This window comes from Pseudomonas sp. UYEF17 (assembly GCF_040546125.1).
GTDB classification, from domain to species: domain Bacteria; phylum Pseudomonadota; class Gammaproteobacteria; order Pseudomonadales; family Pseudomonadaceae; genus Aquipseudomonas; species Aquipseudomonas putida_Z.
In genome coordinates, this window is record NZ_JBEPNE010000011.1 from 134,532 (window position 1) to 154,709 (window position 20,178).

Annotated in this window: 17 protein-coding genes and 1 pseudogene; 10 read left to right on the forward strand and 8 right to left on the reverse strand. The window is 61.3% G+C overall.

Features of this window, described 5'->3' with window-relative positions:
• Positions 1–11 precede the first annotated feature (11 nt).
• From aceF to ABIB24_RS17435, 4 genes are all read left to right on the forward strand, one after another.
• Positions 12–1,655, forward strand: a complete 1,644-nt coding sequence (aceF, locus tag ABIB24_RS17420; protein ID WP_046614466.1) for a dihydrolipoyllysine-residue acetyltransferase — start codon at positions 12–14, stop codon at positions 1,653–1,655.
• Between the two features lie 341 nt (positions 1,656–1,996).
• Positions 1,997–4,687 (forward strand): putative bifunctional diguanylate cyclase/phosphodiesterase, encoded by a 2,691-nt coding sequence (locus tag ABIB24_RS17425; RefSeq protein WP_025337406.1) that lies wholly within the window; start codon positions 1,997–1,999, stop codon positions 4,685–4,687.
• A 168-nt stretch (positions 4,688–4,855) separates the two neighbouring features.
• Positions 4,856–5,524, forward strand: coding sequence for a peptide-methionine (S)-S-oxide reductase MsrA (gene msrA, locus ABIB24_RS17430; RefSeq protein WP_003255654.1), 669 nt, complete (start codon positions 4,856–4,858; stop codon positions 5,522–5,524).
• Positions 5,525–5,527: 3 nt separating this feature from the next.
• Entirely contained in the window at positions 5,528–6,151 is a 624-nt protein-coding gene (locus tag ABIB24_RS17435; RefSeq protein WP_015268674.1) for a glutathione S-transferase, read from the forward strand.
• 149 nt (positions 6,152–6,300) lie between these two features.
• Here ABIB24_RS17435 and creD read toward each other — a convergent pair whose 3' ends face one another.
• From creD to rloA2, 4 genes are all read right to left on the reverse strand, one after another.
• Entirely contained in the window at positions 6,301–7,629 is a 1,329-nt protein-coding gene (gene creD / locus ABIB24_RS17440; protein ID WP_354316946.1) for a cell envelope integrity protein CreD, read from the reverse strand.
• A 190-nt stretch (positions 7,630–7,819) separates the two neighbouring features.
• Positions 7,820–9,256 carry a two-component system sensor histidine kinase CreC gene (gene creC / locus ABIB24_RS17445; protein WP_013970529.1) on the reverse strand — a complete coding sequence of 479 codons (1,437 nt, stop codon included), beginning with the start codon at positions 9,254–9,256 and terminating at the stop codon, positions 7,820–7,822.
• Positions 9,256–9,936: a two-component system response regulator CreB gene (gene creB / locus ABIB24_RS17450; protein ID WP_137162810.1), complete on the reverse strand. Its 681-nt coding sequence runs from the start codon at positions 9,934–9,936 to the stop codon at positions 9,256–9,258. Before creB ends, creC begins: the two co-directional genes overlap by 1 nt.
• 184 nt (positions 9,937–10,120) lie before the next feature.
• A complete protein-coding gene (gene rloA2 / locus ABIB24_RS17455) occupies positions 10,121–10,621 on the reverse strand; it encodes a retropepsin-like aspartic peptidase RloA2 (protein ID WP_015268670.1) in 501 nt (166 codons plus the stop codon).
• Between the two features lie 182 nt (positions 10,622–10,803).
• On the opposite strand from rloA2, the gene yihG reads away from it, so the two are divergent.
• The 3 genes from yihG (at position 10,804) to ABIB24_RS17470 (ending at position 14,385) form a co-directional block, all read left to right on the forward strand.
• Positions 10,804–11,691 (forward strand): 1-acylglycerol-3-phosphate O-acyltransferase, YihG family, encoded by an 888-nt coding sequence (gene yihG, locus ABIB24_RS17460; protein WP_025337401.1) that lies wholly within the window; start codon positions 10,804–10,806, stop codon positions 11,689–11,691.
• 245 nt (positions 11,692–11,936) lie between these two features.
• A complete protein-coding gene (locus tag ABIB24_RS17465; RefSeq protein WP_137162809.1) occupies positions 11,937–13,286 on the forward strand; it encodes an APC family permease in 1,350 nt (449 codons plus the stop codon).
• A 250-nt stretch (positions 13,287–13,536) separates the two neighbouring features.
• Positions 13,537–14,385: an RHS repeat-associated core domain-containing protein gene (locus ABIB24_RS17470; RefSeq protein WP_354316947.1), complete on the forward strand. Its 849-nt coding sequence runs from the start codon at positions 13,537–13,539 to the stop codon at positions 14,383–14,385.
• Positions 14,386–14,545: 160 nt separating this feature from the next.
• On the opposite strand, the gene ABIB24_RS17475 is transcribed toward ABIB24_RS17470, so the two are convergent.
• Positions 14,546–15,127, reverse strand: a complete 582-nt coding sequence (locus tag ABIB24_RS17475) for a DUF2780 domain-containing protein (RefSeq protein ID WP_137162807.1) — start codon at positions 15,125–15,127, stop codon at positions 14,546–14,548.
• 203 nt (positions 15,128–15,330) lie between these two features.
• Here ABIB24_RS17475 and ABIB24_RS17480 point away from each other — a divergent pair, with 203 nt between their 5' ends.
• Together ABIB24_RS17480 and ABIB24_RS17485 are read left to right on the forward strand one after the other, a co-directional pair.
• A complete protein-coding gene (locus ABIB24_RS17480; RefSeq protein ID WP_354316948.1) occupies positions 15,331–16,260 on the forward strand; it encodes an RHS repeat-associated core domain-containing protein in 930 nt (309 codons plus the stop codon).
• Positions 16,260–16,505, forward strand: a pseudogene (locus ABIB24_RS17485) (DUF3077 domain-containing protein); the annotation flags it as partial. The gene ABIB24_RS17480 and the pseudogene ABIB24_RS17485, both read left to right, overlap by 1 nt.
• A 274-nt stretch (positions 16,506–16,779) precedes the next feature.
• On the opposite strand, the gene fdhA reads toward ABIB24_RS17485, so the two are convergent.
• Entirely contained in the window at positions 16,780–17,979 is a 1,200-nt protein-coding gene (gene fdhA, locus ABIB24_RS17490) for a formaldehyde dehydrogenase, glutathione-independent (RefSeq protein WP_003255673.1), read from the reverse strand.
• A 270-nt stretch (positions 17,980–18,249) separates the two neighbouring features.
• Between fdhA and ABIB24_RS17495 the strand changes: the two genes are divergently transcribed.
• On the forward strand, positions 18,250–18,582 hold the full coding sequence (locus ABIB24_RS17495) for a hypothetical protein (RefSeq protein ID WP_137162805.1): 333 nt from the start codon (positions 18,250–18,252) through the stop codon (positions 18,580–18,582).
• Positions 18,583–18,588: 6 nt separating this feature from the next.
• Here the strand turns inward: ABIB24_RS17495 and purU are convergent, their stop codons facing one another.
• Together purU and ABIB24_RS17505 are read right to left on the reverse strand one after the other, a co-directional pair.
• Positions 18,589–19,446, reverse strand: a complete 858-nt coding sequence (gene purU, locus ABIB24_RS17500; protein WP_075044363.1) for a formyltetrahydrofolate deformylase — start codon at positions 19,444–19,446, stop codon at positions 18,589–18,591.
• Positions 19,447–19,458: 12 nt separating this feature from the next.
• Entirely contained in the window at positions 19,459–20,091 is a 633-nt protein-coding gene (locus ABIB24_RS17505) for a sarcosine oxidase subunit gamma (protein WP_025337396.1), read from the reverse strand.
• Between the last annotated feature and the right edge of the window lie 87 nt (positions 20,092–20,178).

A 20,178-nucleotide genomic window follows, 5' to 3' on the forward strand; every position in this document is an offset into this window, starting at 1 on the left:
AGTATTTTTAAGTGAGCGAACTCATTCGCGTACCTGACATCGGCAGCGGTGAAGGTGAAATCATCGAGCTGTTCGTCAAGGTCGGTGATCGTATCGAGGCTGACCAGAGCCTGCTGACCCTGGAGTCCGACAAGGCCTCCATGGAGATCCCGGCCCCGAAAGCCGGCGTCATCAAGGAACTGAAGGTCAAGCTGGGCGACCGCCTGAAAGAAGGCGACGAGCTGCTGGTCCTGGAAGCCGAGGGCGCCGCTGCTGCGGCCCCTGAGGCCCCGGCCGCAGCCCCGGCCCAGGCTGCTGCGCCGGCTCCGGCCGCCGAAGCCGCCCCTGCCCCTGCTCCGGCAGCAGCCCCGGCTGCCGCCAGCGTGCAGGACATCCACGTGCCGGACATCGGTTCGTCGGGCAAGGCCAAGATCATCGAAGTGCTGGTCAAGGTCGGCGACACCGTCGAAGCCGACCAGTCGCTGATTACCCTGGAGTCCGACAAGGCCTCCATGGAAATCCCGTCGCCGGCTGCCGGCGTGGTCGAAGAAGTACTGTGCAAGCTGGAAGACGAAGTCGGCACTGGCGACCTGATCTTCAAGCTGAAAGTCGCGGGCGCTGCCCCGGCTGCAGCTCCGGCACCTGCCGCCGCTGCTGCCCCGGCCAAGGCTGAGGCGGCTCCGGCCGCCGCACCTGCCGCTGCTGCCCCGGCTGCTGCCCCTGCACCGGTTGCTACCGCACCGGCTGCCGGCAGCAACGCCAAGGTTCACGCAGGCCCGGCGGTTCGTCAGCTGGCCCGTGAATTCGGCGTCGACCTGGGTGCGGTTGCCGCGACCGGTCCGCACGGCCGCATCCTGAAAGAAGACGTGCAGGTCTACGTCAAGGCGATGATGCAGAAGGCCAAGGAAGCACCGGCAGCCGCTGGCGCAACCGGTGGCGCCGGCATCCCGCCGATCCCTGCCGTGGACTTCAGCAAGTTCGGTGAAGTGGAAGAAGTGGCCCTGACCCGCCTGATGCAGGTCGGTGCTGCCAACCTGCACCGCAGCTGGCTGAACGTGCCGCACGTGACCCAGTTCGACTCCGCCGACATCACCGAGCTGGAAGCCTTCCGCGTTGCGCAGAAGGCCGTGGCCGAGAAGGCTGGCGTGAAGCTGACCGTGCTGCCACTGCTGCTCAAGGCCTGCGCCTTCCTGCTCAAGGAACTGCCGGACTTCAACAGCTCGCTGGCGCCAAGCGGCAAGGCCATCATCCGCAAGAAGTACGTGCACATCGGCTTTGCCGTGGACACTCCGGACGGCCTGCTGGTCCCTGTGATCAAGAACGTCGACCAGAAGAGCCTGCTGCAACTGGCTGCCGAAGCGGCTGCGCTGGCCGAAAAAGCCCGCACCAAGAAGCTGTCGGCCGACGAGATGCAAGGCGCCTGCTTCACCATCTCCAGCCTCGGCCACATTGGCGGCACCGGCTTCACGCCGATCGTCAACGCGCCGGAAGTGGCTATCCTGGGCGTCTCCAAGGCGACCATGCAGCCGGTATGGGATGGCAAGGCCTTCCAGCCGAAGCTGATGCTGCCGCTGTCGCTGTCCTACGATCACCGTGTGATCAACGGTGCTGCCGCCGCGCGCTTCACCAAGCGCCTGGGCGACGTGCTGGGCGATATCCGCACCATGCTGCTGTAAGGCAGCCCACTGCCCCTCCCCGCGAGGGGCAGTACCCTTTTCGAGCTGCCACGCTCGTACCTCAACCCCGTCGATTGGCGGGGCTTTTTTTTGCCTTGAGAAAGCCGGTAGGGCTTTGCCCTCCTATCGCGACACAATACCGCTCCCACAAGGTACCGCGATCGCCTGCGATGGGCCGCAAACCAGCCCCGGAAATATCAGCCAGACTACAGATTCCCACCCGCCAGCCGATAACCCGTACACAGCATCACGCATGGCTGCTTGCCAGCCCCCGGGACATGATGCAACCTTGCCAGACCTGCCGCCCCCAAGGCCGCGTTTCCTCTTCAAGCGAGTCTTCGATGAAAAGCCAACCCGATGCCGCCAGCCGTGTGGCGGCCGAGGTCGTCACGCAGTTACCCGTGCCCTCGCGGCTCGGCATGCTGCGTTTCGAAAGGCTCAACGAAGCCAGCTGGACCATGCTCTACCTCGACCCGGCCTGCGAGCGCCAGTTCGGCCTGCACGCCGGCGACCTGTGCGCCCTGGTAGACGCACCCTATGCCAGCCTGATGGAACCCGAAGCCCGCTACCGGCTGCACGACGAGATCCAGCTGCAACTGGCCCAGCGCGGCTACTACCGCGTGCGCTACACCTTGCACACGCCAACTGCATCGCTACGCCTGCTGGAGGCTGGGGAAGCCTACAAGCAGCACAACCGCCACCTGTTGCGCGGCTACCTGAGCGTGCTCGACGACCTGGCTGAAGATACCGGCGAGGCCGGTGCCAGCGACCTGGAATCGCGCAACAACCGCCTGCAACTGGCCCTGCAACTGAACCAGCGCGCGCAGCAGGAACAACTCGAGCATCTGGACCGGGTACGCGGCCAGCAGGACCTGATCCTGCGCCTGGCCCGCCAGCGCTACAGCGCCGGGAACTCGCTGCGGGAAGCCGCCCAGCTGATTACCCAGAGCGCCTGCGAGATCTACAAGGTGGACTGCGCCAGCATCTGGCACCTGGAAGACCAGCGTCTGGAGCCGATCATAGCCTGGTACCGGGACGCGCAAGAGCACCGCCAGCCCGAAGCCATCGATGCCAGCCACTTCCCCGATTATCTCGACGCGCTGCACGCCAGCCGCGCCATCGACGCCCACAATGCCGGCCACGACCCGCGCACCCGCGCCCTGGCGCAAAGCATGTGCCCGGAAAACAAGGCCATGCTCGATGCCAGCATCCGTGTCGATGGCCAGGTAGTCGGCGTGCTGTGCCTGGAACAGACCGGCCAGACACGAGCCTGGCAGTCGGACGAAATCGCTTTTGCCGGCGAACTGGCCGACCAGTTCGCCCAGGTCATCACCAACCACAACCGGCGCACCGCCGCCAGCGCCCTGCACCTGTTCCAGCGTGCGGTCGAGCAGAGCGCCAACGCATTCCTGCTGGTCAACCGCGACGGTGTGGTGGAGTACGTCAACCCCAGCTTTACCGCCATCACCCAGTACAGCACCGAGGAAGTGCAAGGCCGCCACCTGGGCGAGCTGCCGGCGCTGGAGAACCTGAGCGAGCTGCTGTTCGACTCGCCGTCGAGCCTGGCCATGGGCAACAGCTGGCAGGGCGAGTTCAAGAGCCGGCGCAAGAACCTCGAGCCCTACTGGGGCCAGCTGTCGATTTCCAAGGTATACGGCGACAACCGTGAGCTGACCCACTACATCGGCATCTACGAAGACGTCACCCAGACCAAGCTGGCCCAGCAGCGCATCGAGCGCCTGGCCTACACCGACAACCTGACCAACCTGGGCAACCGCCCGGCGTTCATCCGCAGCCTGGACGAGCGCTTTGCCCGCGATGGCGAGTACTCGATGTGCCTGCTGCTGGTGGACATCGACAACTTCAAGCGCATCAACGACAGCCTCGGCCACCAGACCGGCGACAAGCTGCTGATCAGCCTGGCCCGGCGCCTGCGCAACAGCCTGCACACCGGCGGTATCCTGGCGCGCTTTGCCAGTAACGAGTTCGCCGTGCTGCTGGATGACACCAGCCTGGAAGATGGCCAGGGCGTCGCCCAGCAACTGCTGCGCACCCTCGACAAGCCGATGTTCGTCGACAACCAGCTGATCAACGTCACCGCCTCGGTGGGCCTGGCCTGCGCGCCACTGCATGGCGCCGACCCGGCCAGCCTGATGAAGAACGCCGGCCTGGCGCTGCACAAGGCCAAGGCCAACGGCAAGCACCAGGTGCAGGTGTTTACCGAAGTGCTCAATGCCGAAGCCAGCTACAAGCTGTTCGTCGAGAACAACCTGCGTCGCGCCCTGACCCAGAACGAGCTGGAGGTGTTCTACCAGCCCAAGCTGTGCCTGCGCAGCGGCCGCCTGCTGGGGCTGGAAGCACTGCTGCGCTGGAACCACCCCGAACGCGGCATGATCCGCCCGGACCAGTTCATCAGCGTGGCGGAAGAAACCGGCCTGATCATCCCCATCGGCAAATGGGTGGTGCGCCAGTCGTGCCGCATGAGCCAGCAACTGCGCGAGGCCGGCATGGGCAACCTGCATGTGGCCATCAACCTGTCGCCCAAGCAGTTCTCCGACCCGGACCTGGTGGCGTCGATCAGCACCATCCTCGAGGAAGAGGCCCTGCCCCCGCACTTGCTGGAGCTGGAGCTGACCGAAGGCCTGCTGCTGGAGGCCACCGAAGACACCCACCGCCAGCTGGATGAGCTGAAGGCACTGGGCCTGACCCTGGCCATGGACGATTTCGGCACCGGTTATTCGTCGCTGAGCTACCTGAAGAAGTTTCCGATCGACATCCTCAAGATCGACCGCAGCTTCATCAACGAGATCCCGGACAACCAAGACGACATGGAGATCACCTCGGCGGTGGTGGCCATGGCTCACAACCTCAAGCTGAAGGTGGTGGCCGAGGGTATCGAGACGCCGGAGCAGCTGGCGTTCCTGCGCCGGCACCGCTGCGACGTGGGCCAGGGCTACCTATTCGACCGGCCGATTCCGGGGCGCGAGCTGGCTGAACGGCTGAAGCGCTATCCGCGTGGTCCGGTGGCCTGACAGCCGCGCAAACCTCGGGCACTATAGAGCCCATTCGGGCCCTATCGCCGGCAAGCCAGCTCCCACAGGGACCGCTCATATCTCAAAATCTGTGATATCCCTGTGGGAGCTGGCTTGCCGGCGATGGCCCCACCACCTATCCAACTGAATAAACACAGAGGAACGGCCATGGTCCTGCGTTCGGAAATCCTGGTGAACAAAAACGTCATGCCAACCGCGGAACAGGCCCTGCCTGGCCGCGAAACGCCAATGAGCCTGCCCGAGTTCCACTACGTGTTCAAAGACACGCCGCTGCTCGGCCCTTTCTTCGAAGGCGCCATCGACTTCGCCATCTTCGGCCTGGGTTGCTTCTGGGGCGCCGAGCGTCGCTTCTGGCAGCGTGAAGGTGTGGTCAGCACAGTGGTCGGCTACGCCGGCGGCTTCACTCCCCACCCCACCTACGAAGAAGTCTGCTCGGGCCTGACCGGCCACACCGAAGTGGTGCTGGTGGTGTTCGACAAGGACAAGGTCAGCTACCGCGAGCTGCTGGCAATGTTCTGGGAGCTGCACAACCCGACCCAGGGCATGCGCCAGGGCAACGACATCGGCACCCAGTACCGCTCGGCCATCTACTGCACCAGCCCTGAACAGCTGGAACAGGCCAAGGCCAGCCGCGACGCCTTCCAGGCCGAACTGAGCAAGGCCGGCTTCGGCGAGATCACCACCGAAATCGACCAGGCACCGACCGTGTACTTCGCCGAGGCCTACCACCAGCAGTATCTGGCCAAGAACCCGGACGGCTACTGCGGTATCGGCGGTACCGGCGTGTGCCTGCCACCGAGCCTGCAGGGTAACTGAAGCATGAGCACGATGACTCTGTTCCACTCGCCGTTGTCGCCTTTCGTGCGCAAGGTCATGGTGGTGTTGCACGAGACTGGCCAACTTGAGCGCGTGCAGCTGCAGCCGGTGAACATCAGCCCGGTCAGCGGCGACCCACAGCTCAACCAGGACAACCCGATCGGCAAGATCCCGGCCCTGCGCCTGGAAGACGGCACCGTGCTGCATGACAGCCGGGTGATCTGCGAGTACCTCGACCTGCAGCACGTCGGCCTGCCGCTGCTGCCGCGCGAAGGCTCGGCGCGCTGGCGGCGCATGACACTGGTGTCGCAGGCCGATGCCATCATGGATGCGGCGGTGTCGAGCCGCTATGAGAGCTTCCTGCGCCCTGAAGACAAGCGCTGGGATGGTTGGCTGCAGGCACAGGGCGACAAGATCCGCCGTAGCCTGGCCAATCTGGAGCAGGAGCATTTGCCCGAGTTGATGTCCGGGTTCGACCTGGCAGCGATCGGCGTGGCCTGTGCGCTGGGGTATCTGGATTTGCGCCAGCCAGAGTTTGGCTGGCGTGAACACCAGCCTGGATTGGCGGCGTGGTATGCCGAGGTGGCCAAGCGGCCGTCGATGGTGGCAACAGCACCGGCAGCCTGACAGGCCCATTCGCAGCACAAGGCTGCTCCTACAGGCACTCGTGCTCCCCTGTAGGAGCAGCCTTGTGCTGCGAATGCCTCACCTCGGTATCACAGGAAACAGCTGCCCGATCCTGAGGGCCAGCCACCGCCCGATCTCTCTGTCCTCCCTCATGCCGCCCTCCCCACCCGGGCCCAATCCAGCCGCCGGGTCAGCACCATGAATACCCCCAGCAGGCCGAAGCACAGCAACGAGCCCATCAACAGCGCATAGTCCTCGGCACTCAGCAGCCCGTAGAGCAGCGCATACAACGCCGCCAACCCCACCGCAAAGCCCACTCCACGCCCCAGGCTGCGTAACACATGGCTCAGGTAGAAGCCGATCAGCAGCACACATGCCGAAGCTGACAGCCCATACGCCAAACCAAAGCCGATGTGCTCGGACAACGACAGCAACAGCAGGTAGAAGAACGCCAGCGCCACCCCCACCAGGATGTACTGCACCGGGTGCACGCTGAGGTTCTTCAGCACTTCGAACAGGAAGAAGCCGGCGAAGGTCAGGGCGATGAACAGCAAGGCGTACTTGATTGCCCGCTCGCTCTTCAGGTACTGGTCCACCGGGTCGACGAAGCTGACACCGAAGCTGCGCTCGCTGAAGTCCGCACACTGCCCGGCGGTGGCGCACTGACGCAGGGCGTCTTCGAGGTTGGTGGCAAAGAACGAGGTCTGCCAGTGGGCAGTGAAGCCCTGGGCGTCGATGTCGCGACGACTGGGCAGGTAGTTGCCGACGAAGCTCGGGTGCGGCCAGTTGGCGCGCAGGTCCACGGCACTGGTGCGGCCCACCGGCACTACGTGCAACTGGCCGGTGCCTTGCAGTGCGAGATCGAAACCGTAGCTGAATTCACGCGCCTGCAAGCCGTCCAGCCCCGGCAGGCTGGCGTGCACGCCACCACGCATCCAGTCGAGCCGGGTGCCGGCTTCGAACGGCACTTTCTGCTCGCCCATGCTCAGCTCCAGGCCGTTCTCGATGCCGCGGATATCGCTGATGCCTACTACCAGGAACGGCTTGTCGAAGCGGTAGTCGTCGAAGTCCTTTTCGATACCCCAACGTTCCGGGAGCTTGAAGCGGCCACTGATACGGCCCTTGGCGTGGAACAGCCGGGCCTGGTAGATGCCACGGGCGCGCAGTTCGGTGTCCACGCCCAGGTTGGCGTCGAAGGTTTCCGGCAGGAAGTACAGGTGGCCGGCAATGGTGCTGGTCTCCTGGGTGCGCTCGCCGTCCTTTTCGATCCAGCGGCGCTGGTACTTGCGGTAGGGCACCACCAGCAGCGGGCCGCTGAGTTGCTGGTCGAAGCTGGCGCTCTGGGCGATATCGCGCAGCACATTGTCGCGCAGGGCCTGGCGTTCACCGATCAGGCCGCTGATCAGCAGTAGCGGGACGAGCAGCAGCAAGATCAATACGGCGATCATGCCGAGTTTGAAACCGAGGGTCTTGTTCATGGGGCCTCCTGTGGCAGTGGGCGCAGTGTCTGCGCCTTGCGTGGAGGCTTCGGGGAGATGGTGTGGAGATTGTGTGTTTTTGGGGCCGCTTTGCGGCCCATCGCGACACAAGGCCGCTCCTACAGGAGGACGCGCGCTCTTGTAGGAGCGGCCTTGTGTCGCGATGGGCTGCACAGCAGCCCCGGCAATGTCAGCTGATACGCCGCACCGGCAGCCACAACCTCACCCGCACCCCTCCATCGACGTTATCCACTGCCAACGCCCCGCCATGCAGCTGCATCACCTCGGCCACAAAATTAAGCCCCAACCCGGTGCTCTTGCGTCCGCTCCCCGGCCGCGGCAGCGAGTAGAACCGCTCGCTCACCCGCCCAATGGCATAGGCCGGTATCGCCTGCCCCTGGTTGAACACACTCAGCGCCACCCGTTCGCCATCGCGCTCCAGGTCGAACAACAGCGCGCCTCCCTCCGGGGTGAAGTCCAACGCGTTGTCGAGCAGGTTGGCCAGCGCCTGGCGCATCAGGAATGGGTCACACAACAAGCGCAAACCAGCCGGCACCCGCTGGCGCACCTGCAAATCGGCACCTTCGATACGCGCCGCATGGGCCAACAGCAACTCGTCCACCAACGCCGCCAGCGCCACCTGCTGCTCATCCTCCAGCGCCTGCATCTGCTCGACCCGGGCCAGGTTGAGCAGGCGTTCGATCATCTGCTGCAAACGCTCGCTCTCGCGCTCGATGTTGCCGGCAAAGCGCGCCCGCTGGTCAGCCGGCATATCATCGCCCTGCAACAGCTCGGACGCACCACGAATGGCCGCCAGCGGGCTTTTCAGCTCGTGTGTCAGGGTATGCACATACCGCTCGACATAGGCCTTGCCCTCCAGTTGCGTGCGCATGCGCTCGACCGCCTGGGCCAGGTGCGCCAGTTCGCCACCCTTGTAGTGCGGCAGGGCGGCGCGCTCGCCCTCGCTGACCGCCTGGGCGTAGCGGGCCAGCCGGCGCAGCGAACGCGCCAACCACCACGACAACGCGGCACCGATCAGCAGGCCCAAGCCAATCAGCCCAAGGCCCAGGGTCAGCAAGCGCCGTTCGGAGCGGTCGATGTACGGTTGCAGCGAGCTGTTGGGCTTGGCCACGGTGACCACGCCGATGATCTTGCCATCGTCGATTATCGGCGCGCCCACGTGCATCACCGAGGTGCTTTCATCGTCGGGGTCGCTGCGGGTGGAGCGGGCGCCGTACTGGCCACGCAAGGTCAGGTACACGTCATTCCACTTCGAGTAGTCCTTGCCCAGGTCCTCGCCACTGGAGTCCAGCAGCACGGTGCCCTTGGCATCGGTGACATAGATGCGGTGGCTGACCTGGTTCTTGGCCAGGCCCCAGATCTGCGCACCCGGGCTGCGCGAGCCATAGGCCTTGAGCACTTCGGGCAAGCGGCTCTGGTTCAGGGTGCCGGCCTTGACGTCATCGTGCAGGATCTCGGCCAGCAGGTTCGCGGTGTCTACCAGCGTTTCTTCAGAGGACTGGCGCACCACCGGACGAATCTGTTCGCGCACCGTGTTGAGCAGAAAGTAGCCCGCCAGCCCGACGAACAGGAAGTACACCAGGAAGATCCGGATGCCCAGGCGCATCAGGCATGGTCCGGGCTGTAGCTGTAGCCGAGGCCACGGTGGGTCTGGATCGGTTCGGCATCGCTGGCCACCTGGCGCAGCTTGGCGCGCAGGCTCTTGATATGGCTGTCGATGTTGCGCTCGTAGCCGACGTCAGAGGCCACGCCCACGGCGTCCAGCAGCTGTTCGCGGCTGAATACCCGGTACGGTTGCTCGAGCAGGCATTGCAGCAGGCGGAATTCGTGACGGGTAAGGGGGAGTGGCTGGCCGCGGTAGGTAATCTGCATGCGCAAGGTGTCGAGCTGGAACAGCGTGGCCTCGACAGCGGGCTCGACCCTGGGGCCCATGCGCTTGAGAATCGCCCGTACCCGCGCCGCCACTTCACGCGGGCTGAAGGGTTTGACCACATAGTCGTCTGCGCCGATTTCCAGGCCCACCACCCGGTCGATTTCGCCATCGCGGGCGCTGAGGAACATTACCGGTACTTCGCTGAAGCGGCGCAGCTGGCGGCAGGTTTCGAAGCCACTGATATCAGGCAGGCCGATATCGAGGATGACCAAGTCGGCCGGGCGCTGGCGCTGCTGGTCGAGGGCGGCGCCGCCCAGGGTTACCCATTCGGTGCTATGGCCGTCGGCCTGCAGGGCGTAGACCAGGGTGTCGGCGATGGCAGCTTCGTCTTCGACGATGAGGATGTGGGGCATGGCGTCCGGGCCTGTGCAGATATCTATGGCGACGCACTATTGTGTAGGAGCGGCCTTGTGTCGCGAAAGGGCCGCAGAGCGGCCCCGACAATGTCTGCATCAACGCTGGAATCGTGGGGCCGCTTTGCGGCCCGATCGCGACACAAGGCCGCTCCTACAATGGAGGGACCAATGCGGTTTCGAATCAGCAGCCTGGCTTGCCAGCGGTGAACTTCTTGGCCGGGTTGACCGCCGCCTTGAACTCGCGCAAAGCCTTGGAGCCCACCAGCAGCGGGTAGTTGAAGCTGCTGCGGTCCACCAGGTTGACCTCGACGGTGCGCTTCACATCCCCCAGGCACAGCTCCAGGTCGACCACCGGGCGCTTGGAGATTTCCGGCGCATCGCCTTCCTCCTCTTCATCGGCACGGCCCTTGATCTTGCTGATGCGCGAGACCTTGTGCTCGTACACCTTGCCGTCCGAGTCCTTGGTGGCCAGGCGGAAGCGTACCCACTCGTCGCCATCACGGGTGAACAGCTCGATGTCCTTGGCCGACAGCGACGCGGTGAAGGCACCGGTATCCATCTTGGCTTTCAGGGTTTCGCCCAGTTCGGGCAGGGCTATGTTCTCGTAACGGCCATAGATTGTGGGCTCGGCGGCCATGACCGGCAGCGCCAACAATGACAACAGGGCAAGCAGAGGTTTCACAGGCAAGCTTCCTTGAGGAGGGTCAGTGCTTAGACTGCACTGGCAGGATAGGTTCGCTGTCACAAGCCTAACCAACATAATGTGAAACATTTGTCCTCGCCGCAGGGCACTGGAAATTTGGCGTAGGCCACTGCCCTGCTTATCATTGCCAACCGTTTATCTCCCACAACAAGAGTCTCTTTATGCGTCGCCTGCTGACCGGCATCCTCACTACCACCCTGCTGCTGCTCAACACCCTGGTGTTGATCTGCCCGCTGCTGGTCTTCGCCCTGCTCAAACTGGTGCTGCCGGGGCGTGGGCGTGACTATGCCTCATGGGCGGTGATGTGGGTGGCCGAGACCTGGTCGGAGATCGACAAGGCTATCTTTGCCCTGTGCATTCCTACCCAGTGGGATATCCGTGGCGTCGAGAACCTGCGCAAGGACACTTCGTACCTGGCCGTCAGCAACCACCAGACCTGGGTCGATATTCCGGCGCTGATCGAGAGCCTCAACCGCCGTACACCATTCTTCAAGTTCTTCCTGAAGAAGGAGCTGATCTGGGTACCACTGCTGGGCCTGGCCTGGTGGGGGCTGGATTACCCGTTCATGAAGCGCTACAGCAAGGCCTTCCTGGAGAAGCACCCCGAGCTGAAAGGCAAGGACCTGGAAATCACCAAGGCTGCCTGTGAACTGTTCAAGCGCCAGCCGGTGACCGTGGTGAACTACCTGGAAGGCACACGCTTCACCGAAGCCAAGCGTCAGCAGCAGCAATCGCCGTATCGCTACCTGCTCAAGCCCAAGGCTGGTGGCGTGGCGTTCGTGCTGGCGGCATTGGGCGAGCAACTGGATGCCTTGCTGGATGTGACCATCGTCTACCCCGGCAACAAGGCGCCGGGTTTCTGGGATTTGCTCAATGGCAGCATCAGCCGGGTGATTATCGACATTCGTGTGCGTGAACTGGACCCGATGCTGTGGGCGGGGGATTACGAGAATGATGCTGAGTTCAGGCAGACCGTGCAGGCCTGGGTGAACCAGTTGTGGGTGGAGAAGGACTTGCGGATCGAGCAGCTGCGGGTGGAGATGGGCTGAGATTTCCATTGCCTGACCAGGCCTCTTCGCGGGTAAACCCGCTCCCACAGGTACTGCGCAGAACTCAAGACCTGTGAGCCCCCTGTGGGAGCGGGTTTACCCGCGAAGAGGCCGGAACAGGCATTACAAATATCCGATTAAAAACCTGGCTAATAATCAGCATTAGGATTACTTCTTTGTCACACCCCACCTAAGTGGATAAAAATCGACCAAAGCACAACTACAAAAAAGCTCTGGATCGAACGATGGCCAACCCACCCAGCTCTACCCCCGTCCAGCTCCGCCGTGTCCTCGGCCTGCCCGCCCTGGTGTTCTTCGGCCTGGTGTACATGGTCCCGCTGACCATCTTCACCACTTACGGCATCGTCACCGAACTTACTGGTGGCCGCACGGCCGGCGCCTATATCGTCACCCTGGTGGCCATGCTGTTCACCGCCACCTCCTACAGCTTCATGGTCAAACGCTTCCCGGTTGCGGGCTCGGCGTACTCCTATACCAACATGGCCTTCGGCCCGAACGTAGGCTTCCTGGCCGGCTGGTCGCTGCTGCTCGACTACCTGTTCCTGCCGATGATCAATTACCTGCTGATCGGCCTGTTCCTCAACATCGCCTTCCCGGCCATCCCAGCATGGTCGATCGCGCTGGCATCTATTGCCCTGGTCACGGTGCTCAATGTGGTCGGCATTCACTCTGTGGCCAAGACCAGCAACCTGATCGTCGGTGCACAGATCGTCTTCATCGTGGTGTTCGTCGCCCTGTCCTGCCAGTCCCTGGCTGGCCAGCCGCTCGACCTGCTTTCGCCACTGCTGGGCGACGGTTCGCAGCCGGGCTTCGGCGCGCTGATGGCTGGTGCGGCGGTGCTGTGCCTGTCGTTCCTCGGCTTTGACGCTGTCTCGACCTTGGCCGAAGAATGCCGCGATGCCCGCCGCGATGTGCCACGGGCAATCATCCTCACCACCCTGTTCGCCGGCGTGCTGTTCACCGTGCTGGCCTATGTCAGCCAACTGGTACTGCCGGGCACCACCTTTGCCAATGCCGATGCGGCGGCCAACGAGGTGATGCTCAAGGCGGGCGGGCAGTTCCTGGCCAACTTCTTCACTGCGGCCTATGTGGCCGGCAGCCTGGGCTCGGCGCTGGCCTCGCAGGCGGCTGTGTCGCGCATTCTGTTCACCATGGGCCGTGACAAGGTGCTGCCGCAGCGAACGTTCGGCTACCTGTCACCGCGCTTTGGCACGCCGGTGTTCGCCATTCTGCTGGTTTCGGCGTTCTCGTTGCTGGCGTTGGTGATCGACCTGGCGACCCTTGCCTCGCTGATCAGCTTTGGTGCGCTGGTGGCGTTTTCGGCGGTGAACCTGGCAGTGGTGAAGACTCACCTGATGGACGATGGTGCACAGCGTAACCTCAAGGGGCTGCTGTGCTATGGCGTGGTGCCGTTGGTGGGGTTGGCGCTGACCTTGTGGCTGTGGACCAGCCTGACGGCACTGACTTTGGTGATTGGCCTGTGCTGGTTTGCCCTGGGCCTGGCGTACCTGGCGGTACTGACCGCCGGCTTCCGTCGCCCGGTGCGCCTGGTGGACTTCAGCGAAGCTGCCTGATCTGCTGGCCTGACGCAAATCTGCTTTTTTGGAGCAGGCATGGCGTGGCGCCGAACTGCTCGGCAAGGGCCGCGCAGCGGCGCCTCCAGTCCGCCGCTGTCGGGTGACTGCAGCAGCAAACACACATTGCTACGCCAAGCTTGTAGACATCGCACTTGCCCATGCATACCTAACATTTTTGCCAGTTGCGGCCCCCCTGCGTCCAGCTAATACTCATGATGAAAACTCAAATCAATGATGAGTACTGGCCATGAGTGAAAGTAAAAAAATCTTCTACATGAACGGGCTTCCACTAAATATAAAAAGCAAAAATGCCACCCAAACGTTGTTTCGATCGCACATCACCCCGTTGGCAGAGTGGCAAGACGAGCCTGATTCGACAACAAAGCTTTACTCGACAGATGACTCAGCGAGTATATTGCAAACATCTGCCAGCCCTGAGCAAACTATCGTTTATACCCCATACGGGCACAGACCTGATGCTTCAGCGATGCCGCTATTAGGGTTCAATGGTGAACTGCTGAATACTGCAATAGGTTTTTATTTATTGGGGATTGGCTATCATCGCTCTTACAGCCCCGCTCACATGAGATTCTCTTGCCCTGATTCCATGAGCCCTTTTGGCGGTGGCGGAATAAATGCGTACGCCTACTGCAGCAACGACCCCATAAACAAAATCGACCCTTCAGGCCATGTTAACCTTCGGAAAGCGATTGGAAACTTCTTCGGCCGCAAGGAAAAACTTACTCAGCAAGTCAATATCTATAATACTGAAACTGAAGCCAGAGCAAACGCAATAGGCAGATTGAAATTCCCAGACCAGCCTAAAACTTCCCAAGACTACCATTTGACCTCCATTAAAATGGAAAAAAATATGGAGAAACTTCCCCAAGTACCAACCCTCAGCGGCGAGGCAGAAAAATATAGAGACAAGCATTTCAAGGGCGAAAGCCCTATCATTGCAGGGGTCTTGAGCGAGCTAGCAGAAGAAGCACAAAAAAACTTAATGCTTTCCGCATGCAGCAAAGAGAATTTGAAAAAAAAGGCGAGGAATGGCGTTCTGCGGCTAGAATCAAAGCGCACGAAGAACAAAGATTAAAAGAGGAGAAAGCCCGGGAAATGCGCGACCAGATTAGACGTGAAAGAAGGGAAAATGGCGTTCGTCATTCGTAACAGCGTTGGATAGAAAACCCCTTCGCTAAAACATAGCCGCTACGTACCTGAAGCCCCTCTACGCGAGGGGGCTCGTTTCGCTTGGATCAGACCGACGGCTGAGCCAACGGCGCCGGCACTGGCGTAGTCCACAAACTCCCCAGGTTCTGCAACAACGCCCCGGCAATCCCCTGCTGCCCCAGGTACTGCAGCAGCAACGGCGCAAACTGTCCGATCATCCCGGTATCCATGCCCAGCGCCTTGAACGCATTGTCCAGGTCGCTGCGGTTCTCCACATTGCCACCCAGCGCATTGCTCAACGCCGACGGGTTCTCGCTGTTCTTGCCCAGCAAATCACCCAACCCACTTAAACCACCCAGCGCGCTGGCCCCGGCCAGCAAGTCCAGCCCCGGTACTGCCTTGGTCAGCTGGCCATAGTCTTCGCTGCTGAGGTTGTTACGCGCCAACCCCAACATCGCCCCCGCCCCGCCCACGGCTTGCTCGGGGGTGATGTTCAATTGGCTACCCAGGGTATTGAGCAAATTGGCTTGCGCTGCGGGCGCCTGCACCTGGCCTTGCGGTTGCTGGTTCTGCATGGCGGACACGGCGTTGGCGGCATCGCTGAGGTTGAAGGCGAACACCGGGCTTGCGGCCAGGGTCATCAGGGTTGCCAGGGTGAATGCTTTCATCGGGAGGGACCTCGTTGGCCGGGATGGCCTGGGACACGGGGCATTTGACTGATAATTCATTGCTTTGTTCCGAGCCGGTCATCAGGGCGCGAGCGAATAAAGCTGCTTTGATGGACACCTATCATTTTTGCCAGTAGCGACACGTAACAAACCGATTAATACTGCCACCATCGATTCAGATTTCATCAGCTAAAAATATGAGTATGCCCAGAATGGAAGTAAACAGACGTTCAGCATTCCTCTACCAAAACAGTAAGCTAGCGACCATAATTTCAGGAGCGCACTCCAGAACAGTTCTCCGTGCAGGCGAGCAGCTTCTTGCGGAAAGAAAGTCTGACAATGCACCTCGTACAGGCCTGCTGGTAACAGACGCTGCAGGTTCGGTTCTGCAAGCGTATGGCTGGGGTGGGCCGCACGCTGCTTACACAGCATACGGCCATTGTGGAAACTTGCCCGAACTTAAAACATCTCTAGGATTTAACGGCGAGCTGCATAACGCCTTTGTAAACGGCTATTTGCTTGGCAATGGACATAGGCTTTATGGGACGAGCAGATTCTACTCACCTGACTCCTATAGCCCCTTCGGAAAAGGTGGAATTAATACCTACGCTTACTGCGAAGGAGACCCAATAAACTTTCATGACCCTAGCGGCATGTTCATTATGCGTTTCTTCAGATGGGTCGGAAATCTTTTTTCCCGCAGTGCTCCCACGCAGAATGTATCTGTCGTAGAACGGGGCCGCGAGGAACCTGCCCCTCCATATACCAAAGAAGCTGCACCACCTTCTTACCAGGTCGCTAAAAGTAGAAGCCATGTCACGTCAAATCAAAAACTTAAAACACTTAACAGAAAACTCAATGATAAATATGAAGACTTAGCTTTTATCGAGGCCGAAATACTTCCCAATCCTGCAATCATGAAACGCAAACAAAAAGACATCGATAGACTAACCAAAAAAATAGAAAAAAAACGAATCATTATTGAAAAAGCAGAAACCGACCTGGCTTTTTTAGAACACAACTCATTAGCCAGCACGCCGACTAGAAGGCATAGCATTTCTACAATCCGCCCCAGCCAAACTCAAGAAAACGCTCTTTCTATCAGAAGAAACTCTGTTGATGGGCATAACTAATTTTTGGGCGGCCATCTGCACCAACCCAGATTACTGCCCTGATACTCCTGTACAAGACCCACGCGCTATTTTGTATCGCGCCCGGTATTCCTTGCCAGTATGCCCGTGACCACGCCTCGGAACTGATGGGCTATGTGCGGGACATGACCATTGACGGGCTGATGGAAAACAAGCCGCAGTTGCTTTGGGCGTCACATTACCTGAGCGCGTTGGCCAAGGCACTGATGGATGATGCTGAGTTGGGGAATGATGCGCTGAGTTTTGGGTTGCCTGGGCTGGCCTATTCGTGGGCACGCCCGCTCCCACAGTGCGCGCCGTCAATCTCCCTGGCTGGCTCGGCTCCTGGTAGGAGCAGCCTTGTGCTGCGAAGACGCCATTGATGCCAGAGATGAGCTTTCGGCTTGCCGGCCCTTTCGCAGCGCAAGGCTGCTCCTACAGGGCTCAGTGCTGGCTTTGAAGTCAATGACACAGCCATGAAAAAGCCCCTCAATGCGAGGGGCTCTTGTCAAACAACAGCTGTTACGCCGCCCCCCACATCTTGTGCGGGTCGATCACGAACTTCTTCGGCACACCCGCATCAAACTCGCCATACCCTTCCGGCGCTTGGTCCAGGTTGATCACCTGCACACCCACCACTTCAGCGATGTTGATACGGTCCCACATGATCGCCTGCATCAGCTGGCGGTTGTACTTCATGGTCGGGGTCTGGCCGGTGTGGAAGCTGTGCGACTTGGCCCAGCCCAGGCCAAAGCGGATGCTCAGCGCGCCGATCTTGGCGGCAGCATCCACCGCACCCGGGTCTTCGGTCACGTACAGGCCCGGGATACCGATGTTGCCGGCAACGCGGGTAACCTGCATCAGCGAGTTCAGCACGGTGGCCGGCGCTTCATGCTTGGCACCTTCGTGACCATGGCCGCGGGCTTCGAAGCCAACGGCGTCAACGGCGCAGTCCACTTCCGGCTCACCGAGAATGTCGACGATCTGCTCGTGCAGCGGGGTGTCCTTGGACAGGTCGACCACTTCGAAGCCTTGGGACTTGGCGTGAGCCAGGCGGGCTGGGTTGAGGTCGCCGACGATGACGCAGGCAGCGCCCAGCAGGCGTGCCGAGGCAGCGGCAGCCAGACCGACCGGGCCGGCGCCAGCAACGTAGACGGTGCTGCCTGGGCCTACACCGGCAGTCACGGCACCGTGGTAGCCGGTCGGCAGGATGTCGGACAGGCAGGTCAGGTCACGGATTTTCTCCATGGCCTTGTCGCGCTCGGGCAGTTTCAGCAGGTTGAAGTCGGCGTACGGCACCAGCACGTACTCGGCCTGGCCGCCGGTCCAGTCGCCCATGTCGACGTAACCGTAGGCACCGCCAGCGCGGGCAGGGTTGACGGTGAGGCAGACACCGGTGTGCATTTCCTTGCAGGAGCGGCAGCGGCCACAGGCGACGTTGAATGGCACCGAGACCAGGTCGCCAATCTGCATGCGCTCGACGTCACGGCCCTTCTCGACGATTTCACCAGTGATTTCGTGGCCCAGGACCAGGCCGACCTGGGCAGTGGTGCGGCCGCGGACCATGTGCTGGTCGGAGCCGCAGATGTTGGTGGAGACCACCTTCAGGATCACGCCGTGCTCGATCTTCTTGCCGCGCGGGTCCTGCATTTTCGGGTAGTCGATCTTCTGCACCTCGACCTTGCCGGCGCCGAGATATACCACTCCACGATTGCCAGACATGCTCTTACCTCGCTTGATTTTTATTTATGCAGCGGTGGTTGAACGCGCCGCCATCCGTGGGCGGCATGTGTTACTGGAATGCAGGGAATTGTGGGCCTGATGGGGCCGGATGCGCTGACTGGAAACGACAGGCAAATGCCTCTGAACGGCAATCGGCCAGGTGGTGGTCGCGCGTATGCACAGGACGATGAATATCTACCGCAATACGTCGGCGAACGAGTGTTTCGATAGGGATGCAGTAACCCATCGTTATCAAACTGGAGAACCACCATGACGGATACTGAACGCCCCGAGGACGCCTTTTGGCCATACTGGGTCGAGGCTGCCAGGCAGCAGGGCTTCGAACCAGACATCGAAGCAGCATTGTTCGGTAAACAGCGGTACTTTCTGGACGCCGATAAGATCTTCTATTACGCGGCTTATGGACCAGGCTACGACTTCGACGAAGAAGCCGAAGACATGGATCTTCACGAGTTCAAAGCAGGCTGGGTGGACCGCGACGGCGATCCAATCCCAGGTAACAAACTGGGTGCGGACATGCGCCAGAGGTTCGTTACAGCCATCCGCGAAACCCTGAAAGCCCATGCCCGCGATAAAAGCTAGACGCGGTCAGAGCACCACAGTCCTGTTCGCATTGAGGAACACTCGTCGCTCGATGTGATACCCCACCGCCCGCGCCAAGGTCAGGCACTCGATGTCGCGCCCTTTGGCAATCAGGTCTTCGGGGTAATGGCTGTGGTCGACCACCTCCACGCCCTGGGCGATGATCGGGCCTTCGTCCAGGTCGTTGTTGATGTAGTGCGCCGTAGCGCCAACCATCTTTACGCCCTTGTTGTACGCCTGGTGGTAAGGCTTGGCGCCTTTGAACCCTGGCAGCAACGAGTGGTGAATGTTGATCGCCCAGCCATCCAGGCGCCGGCACAGCTCTGGCGAAAGCACCTGCATGTAGCGCGCAAGAATCACTAGCTCGGCGCCGGTTTCCTCGATCACCTGAAGTACCTTGCGCTCTTGCCCAGGCTTGTCCTTGGGGTCGAGGGCGAAGTGGTAGTAAGGGATCTTGTGCCAGTGCGCCAGGGGTTCGAGATCAGGGTGGTTGGACACCACCGCGACCACGTCCATGGCCAGCTGACCGATACGCTGGCGATACAGCAGGTCGTTAAGGCAGTGGTCGGCCTTGGACACCATGATCACCACCTTGGGGCGGTGATTCGGTGCGGTCAGCTCGAAGGTCATGCCGAACGCCTCGCTGCGCTCGGCAAGGCCGGCGCGGAAGCCGGCTTCATCGAAATCGTCCGGCTGACGGAACTCCACGCGAATGAAGAAACGCCCAGACTGCCGGTCATCGAAGGAGTGGTGCTCCGTCACGTAGCAGCGCTGCTCGAAGAGGTAACGCGTCACCACGTCGACGGTGCCGAGCATGCTCGGGCAGTCGGCGGTGAGAATCCAGGTATCCGGTGCCCGACTCATGTTCTGTTCTCCTTAAGCCTCGATGCTCAGGCCGTACTCGGCCGAAGCGTCCTGCAGCCACAGCCACCAGTAGTCGGCGAAGCTGCGGCGAATCACCAGCTCCCAGGTGTCTTCGGCGGTGCGGCGAATCACCAGTTGCGACTTGGCGAACACGGTGCCGACTGCCTTGCCCACCGGGAAGTTGTTCGGATGAACATCATAGCTGGTGGATTTCATCAGCACTTCGCGCACGTTCGGGCCGCGCAGTTCCAGCAGGCTCTGCCCGCCACTGACGTTGACTACCTGGATGTGCTGGCCTTCGAGGGCTGCGCGCAGTTTCTGCTCGACCGCCAGTTCCTGGCCACCAGGCACGATCAGCAGCCACTCGTCGGGGCCGACCCATTGCAGCGACATTTCGTTGTTGGCGACCACGGTCAGGGCCACTGGCAGCTCCAGGCCCAGGGCCTTGTGCACGCCGGCGGCGAATTCCGGGTTGTGGCCGTCGCCACGGATGGTCAGGTGGCCGAGGAACTTGCGTTCACGCAGGGTCACGCCTGCGTTCTTGCGGCCTTTGCCAACCAGGCTGGCCAGGTCGGCGTGGTGCAGTGGCGACTGGGCCTTGGCCTCGGCGCCGGGGTTTTGCTGGAAGACGTTGATAGCGCTCATTTCTTACCTGCCTTGAATTCTGTTGATCGCGAAGACCTGAGGTAGAACCTGTAGTCACAGACTGAGGAGACCCAGTGTGGGAGCGGG

What these genes read in the sequence shown, in the direction of transcription:
- ABIB24_RS17425 (WP_025337406.1), top strand. Translation starts at nt 1,997, where the DNA reads ATGAAAAGCCAACCCGATGCCGCCAGCCGTGTGGCGGCCGAGGTCGTC.
- msrA (WP_003255654.1), top strand. Translation starts at nt 4,856, where the DNA reads ATGGTCCTGCGTTCGGAAATCCTGGTGAACAAAAACGTCATGCCAACC.
- ABIB24_RS17435 (WP_015268674.1), top strand. Translation starts at nt 5,528, where the DNA reads ATGAGCACGATGACTCTGTTCCACTCGCCGTTGTCGCCTTTCGTGCGC.
- creD (WP_354316946.1), bottom strand. Translation starts at nt 7,629, where the DNA reads ATGAACAAGACCCTCGGTTTCAAACTCGGCATGATCGCCGTATTGATC.
- creC (WP_013970529.1), bottom strand. Translation starts at nt 9,256, where the DNA reads ATGCGCCTGGGCATCCGGATCTTCCTGGTGTACTTCCTGTTCGTCGGG.
- creB (WP_137162810.1), bottom strand. Translation starts at nt 9,936, where the DNA reads ATGCCCCACATCCTCATCGTCGAAGACGAAGCTGCCATCGCCGACACC.
- yihG (WP_025337401.1), top strand. Translation starts at nt 10,804, where the DNA reads ATGCGTCGCCTGCTGACCGGCATCCTCACTACCACCCTGCTGCTGCTC.
- ABIB24_RS17465 (WP_137162809.1), top strand. Translation starts at nt 11,937, where the DNA reads ATGGCCAACCCACCCAGCTCTACCCCCGTCCAGCTCCGCCGTGTCCTC.
- ABIB24_RS17470 (WP_354316947.1), top strand. Translation starts at nt 13,537, where the DNA reads ATGAGTGAAAGTAAAAAAATCTTCTACATGAACGGGCTTCCACTAAAT.
- ABIB24_RS17475 (WP_137162807.1), bottom strand. Translation starts at nt 15,127, where the DNA reads ATGAAAGCATTCACCCTGGCAACCCTGATGACCCTGGCCGCAAGCCCG.
- ABIB24_RS17480 (WP_354316948.1), top strand. Translation starts at nt 15,331, where the DNA reads ATGCCCAGAATGGAAGTAAACAGACGTTCAGCATTCCTCTACCAAAAC.
- fdhA (WP_003255673.1), bottom strand. Translation starts at nt 17,979, where the DNA reads ATGTCTGGCAATCGTGGAGTGGTATATCTCGGCGCCGGCAAGGTCGAG.
- ABIB24_RS17495 (WP_137162805.1), top strand. Translation starts at nt 18,250, where the DNA reads ATGACGGATACTGAACGCCCCGAGGACGCCTTTTGGCCATACTGGGTC.
- purU (WP_075044363.1), bottom strand. Translation starts at nt 19,446, where the DNA reads ATGAGTCGGGCACCGGATACCTGGATTCTCACCGCCGACTGCCCGAGC.
- ABIB24_RS17505 (WP_025337396.1), bottom strand. Translation starts at nt 20,091, where the DNA reads ATGAGCGCTATCAACGTCTTCCAGCAAAACCCCGGCGCCGAGGCCAAG.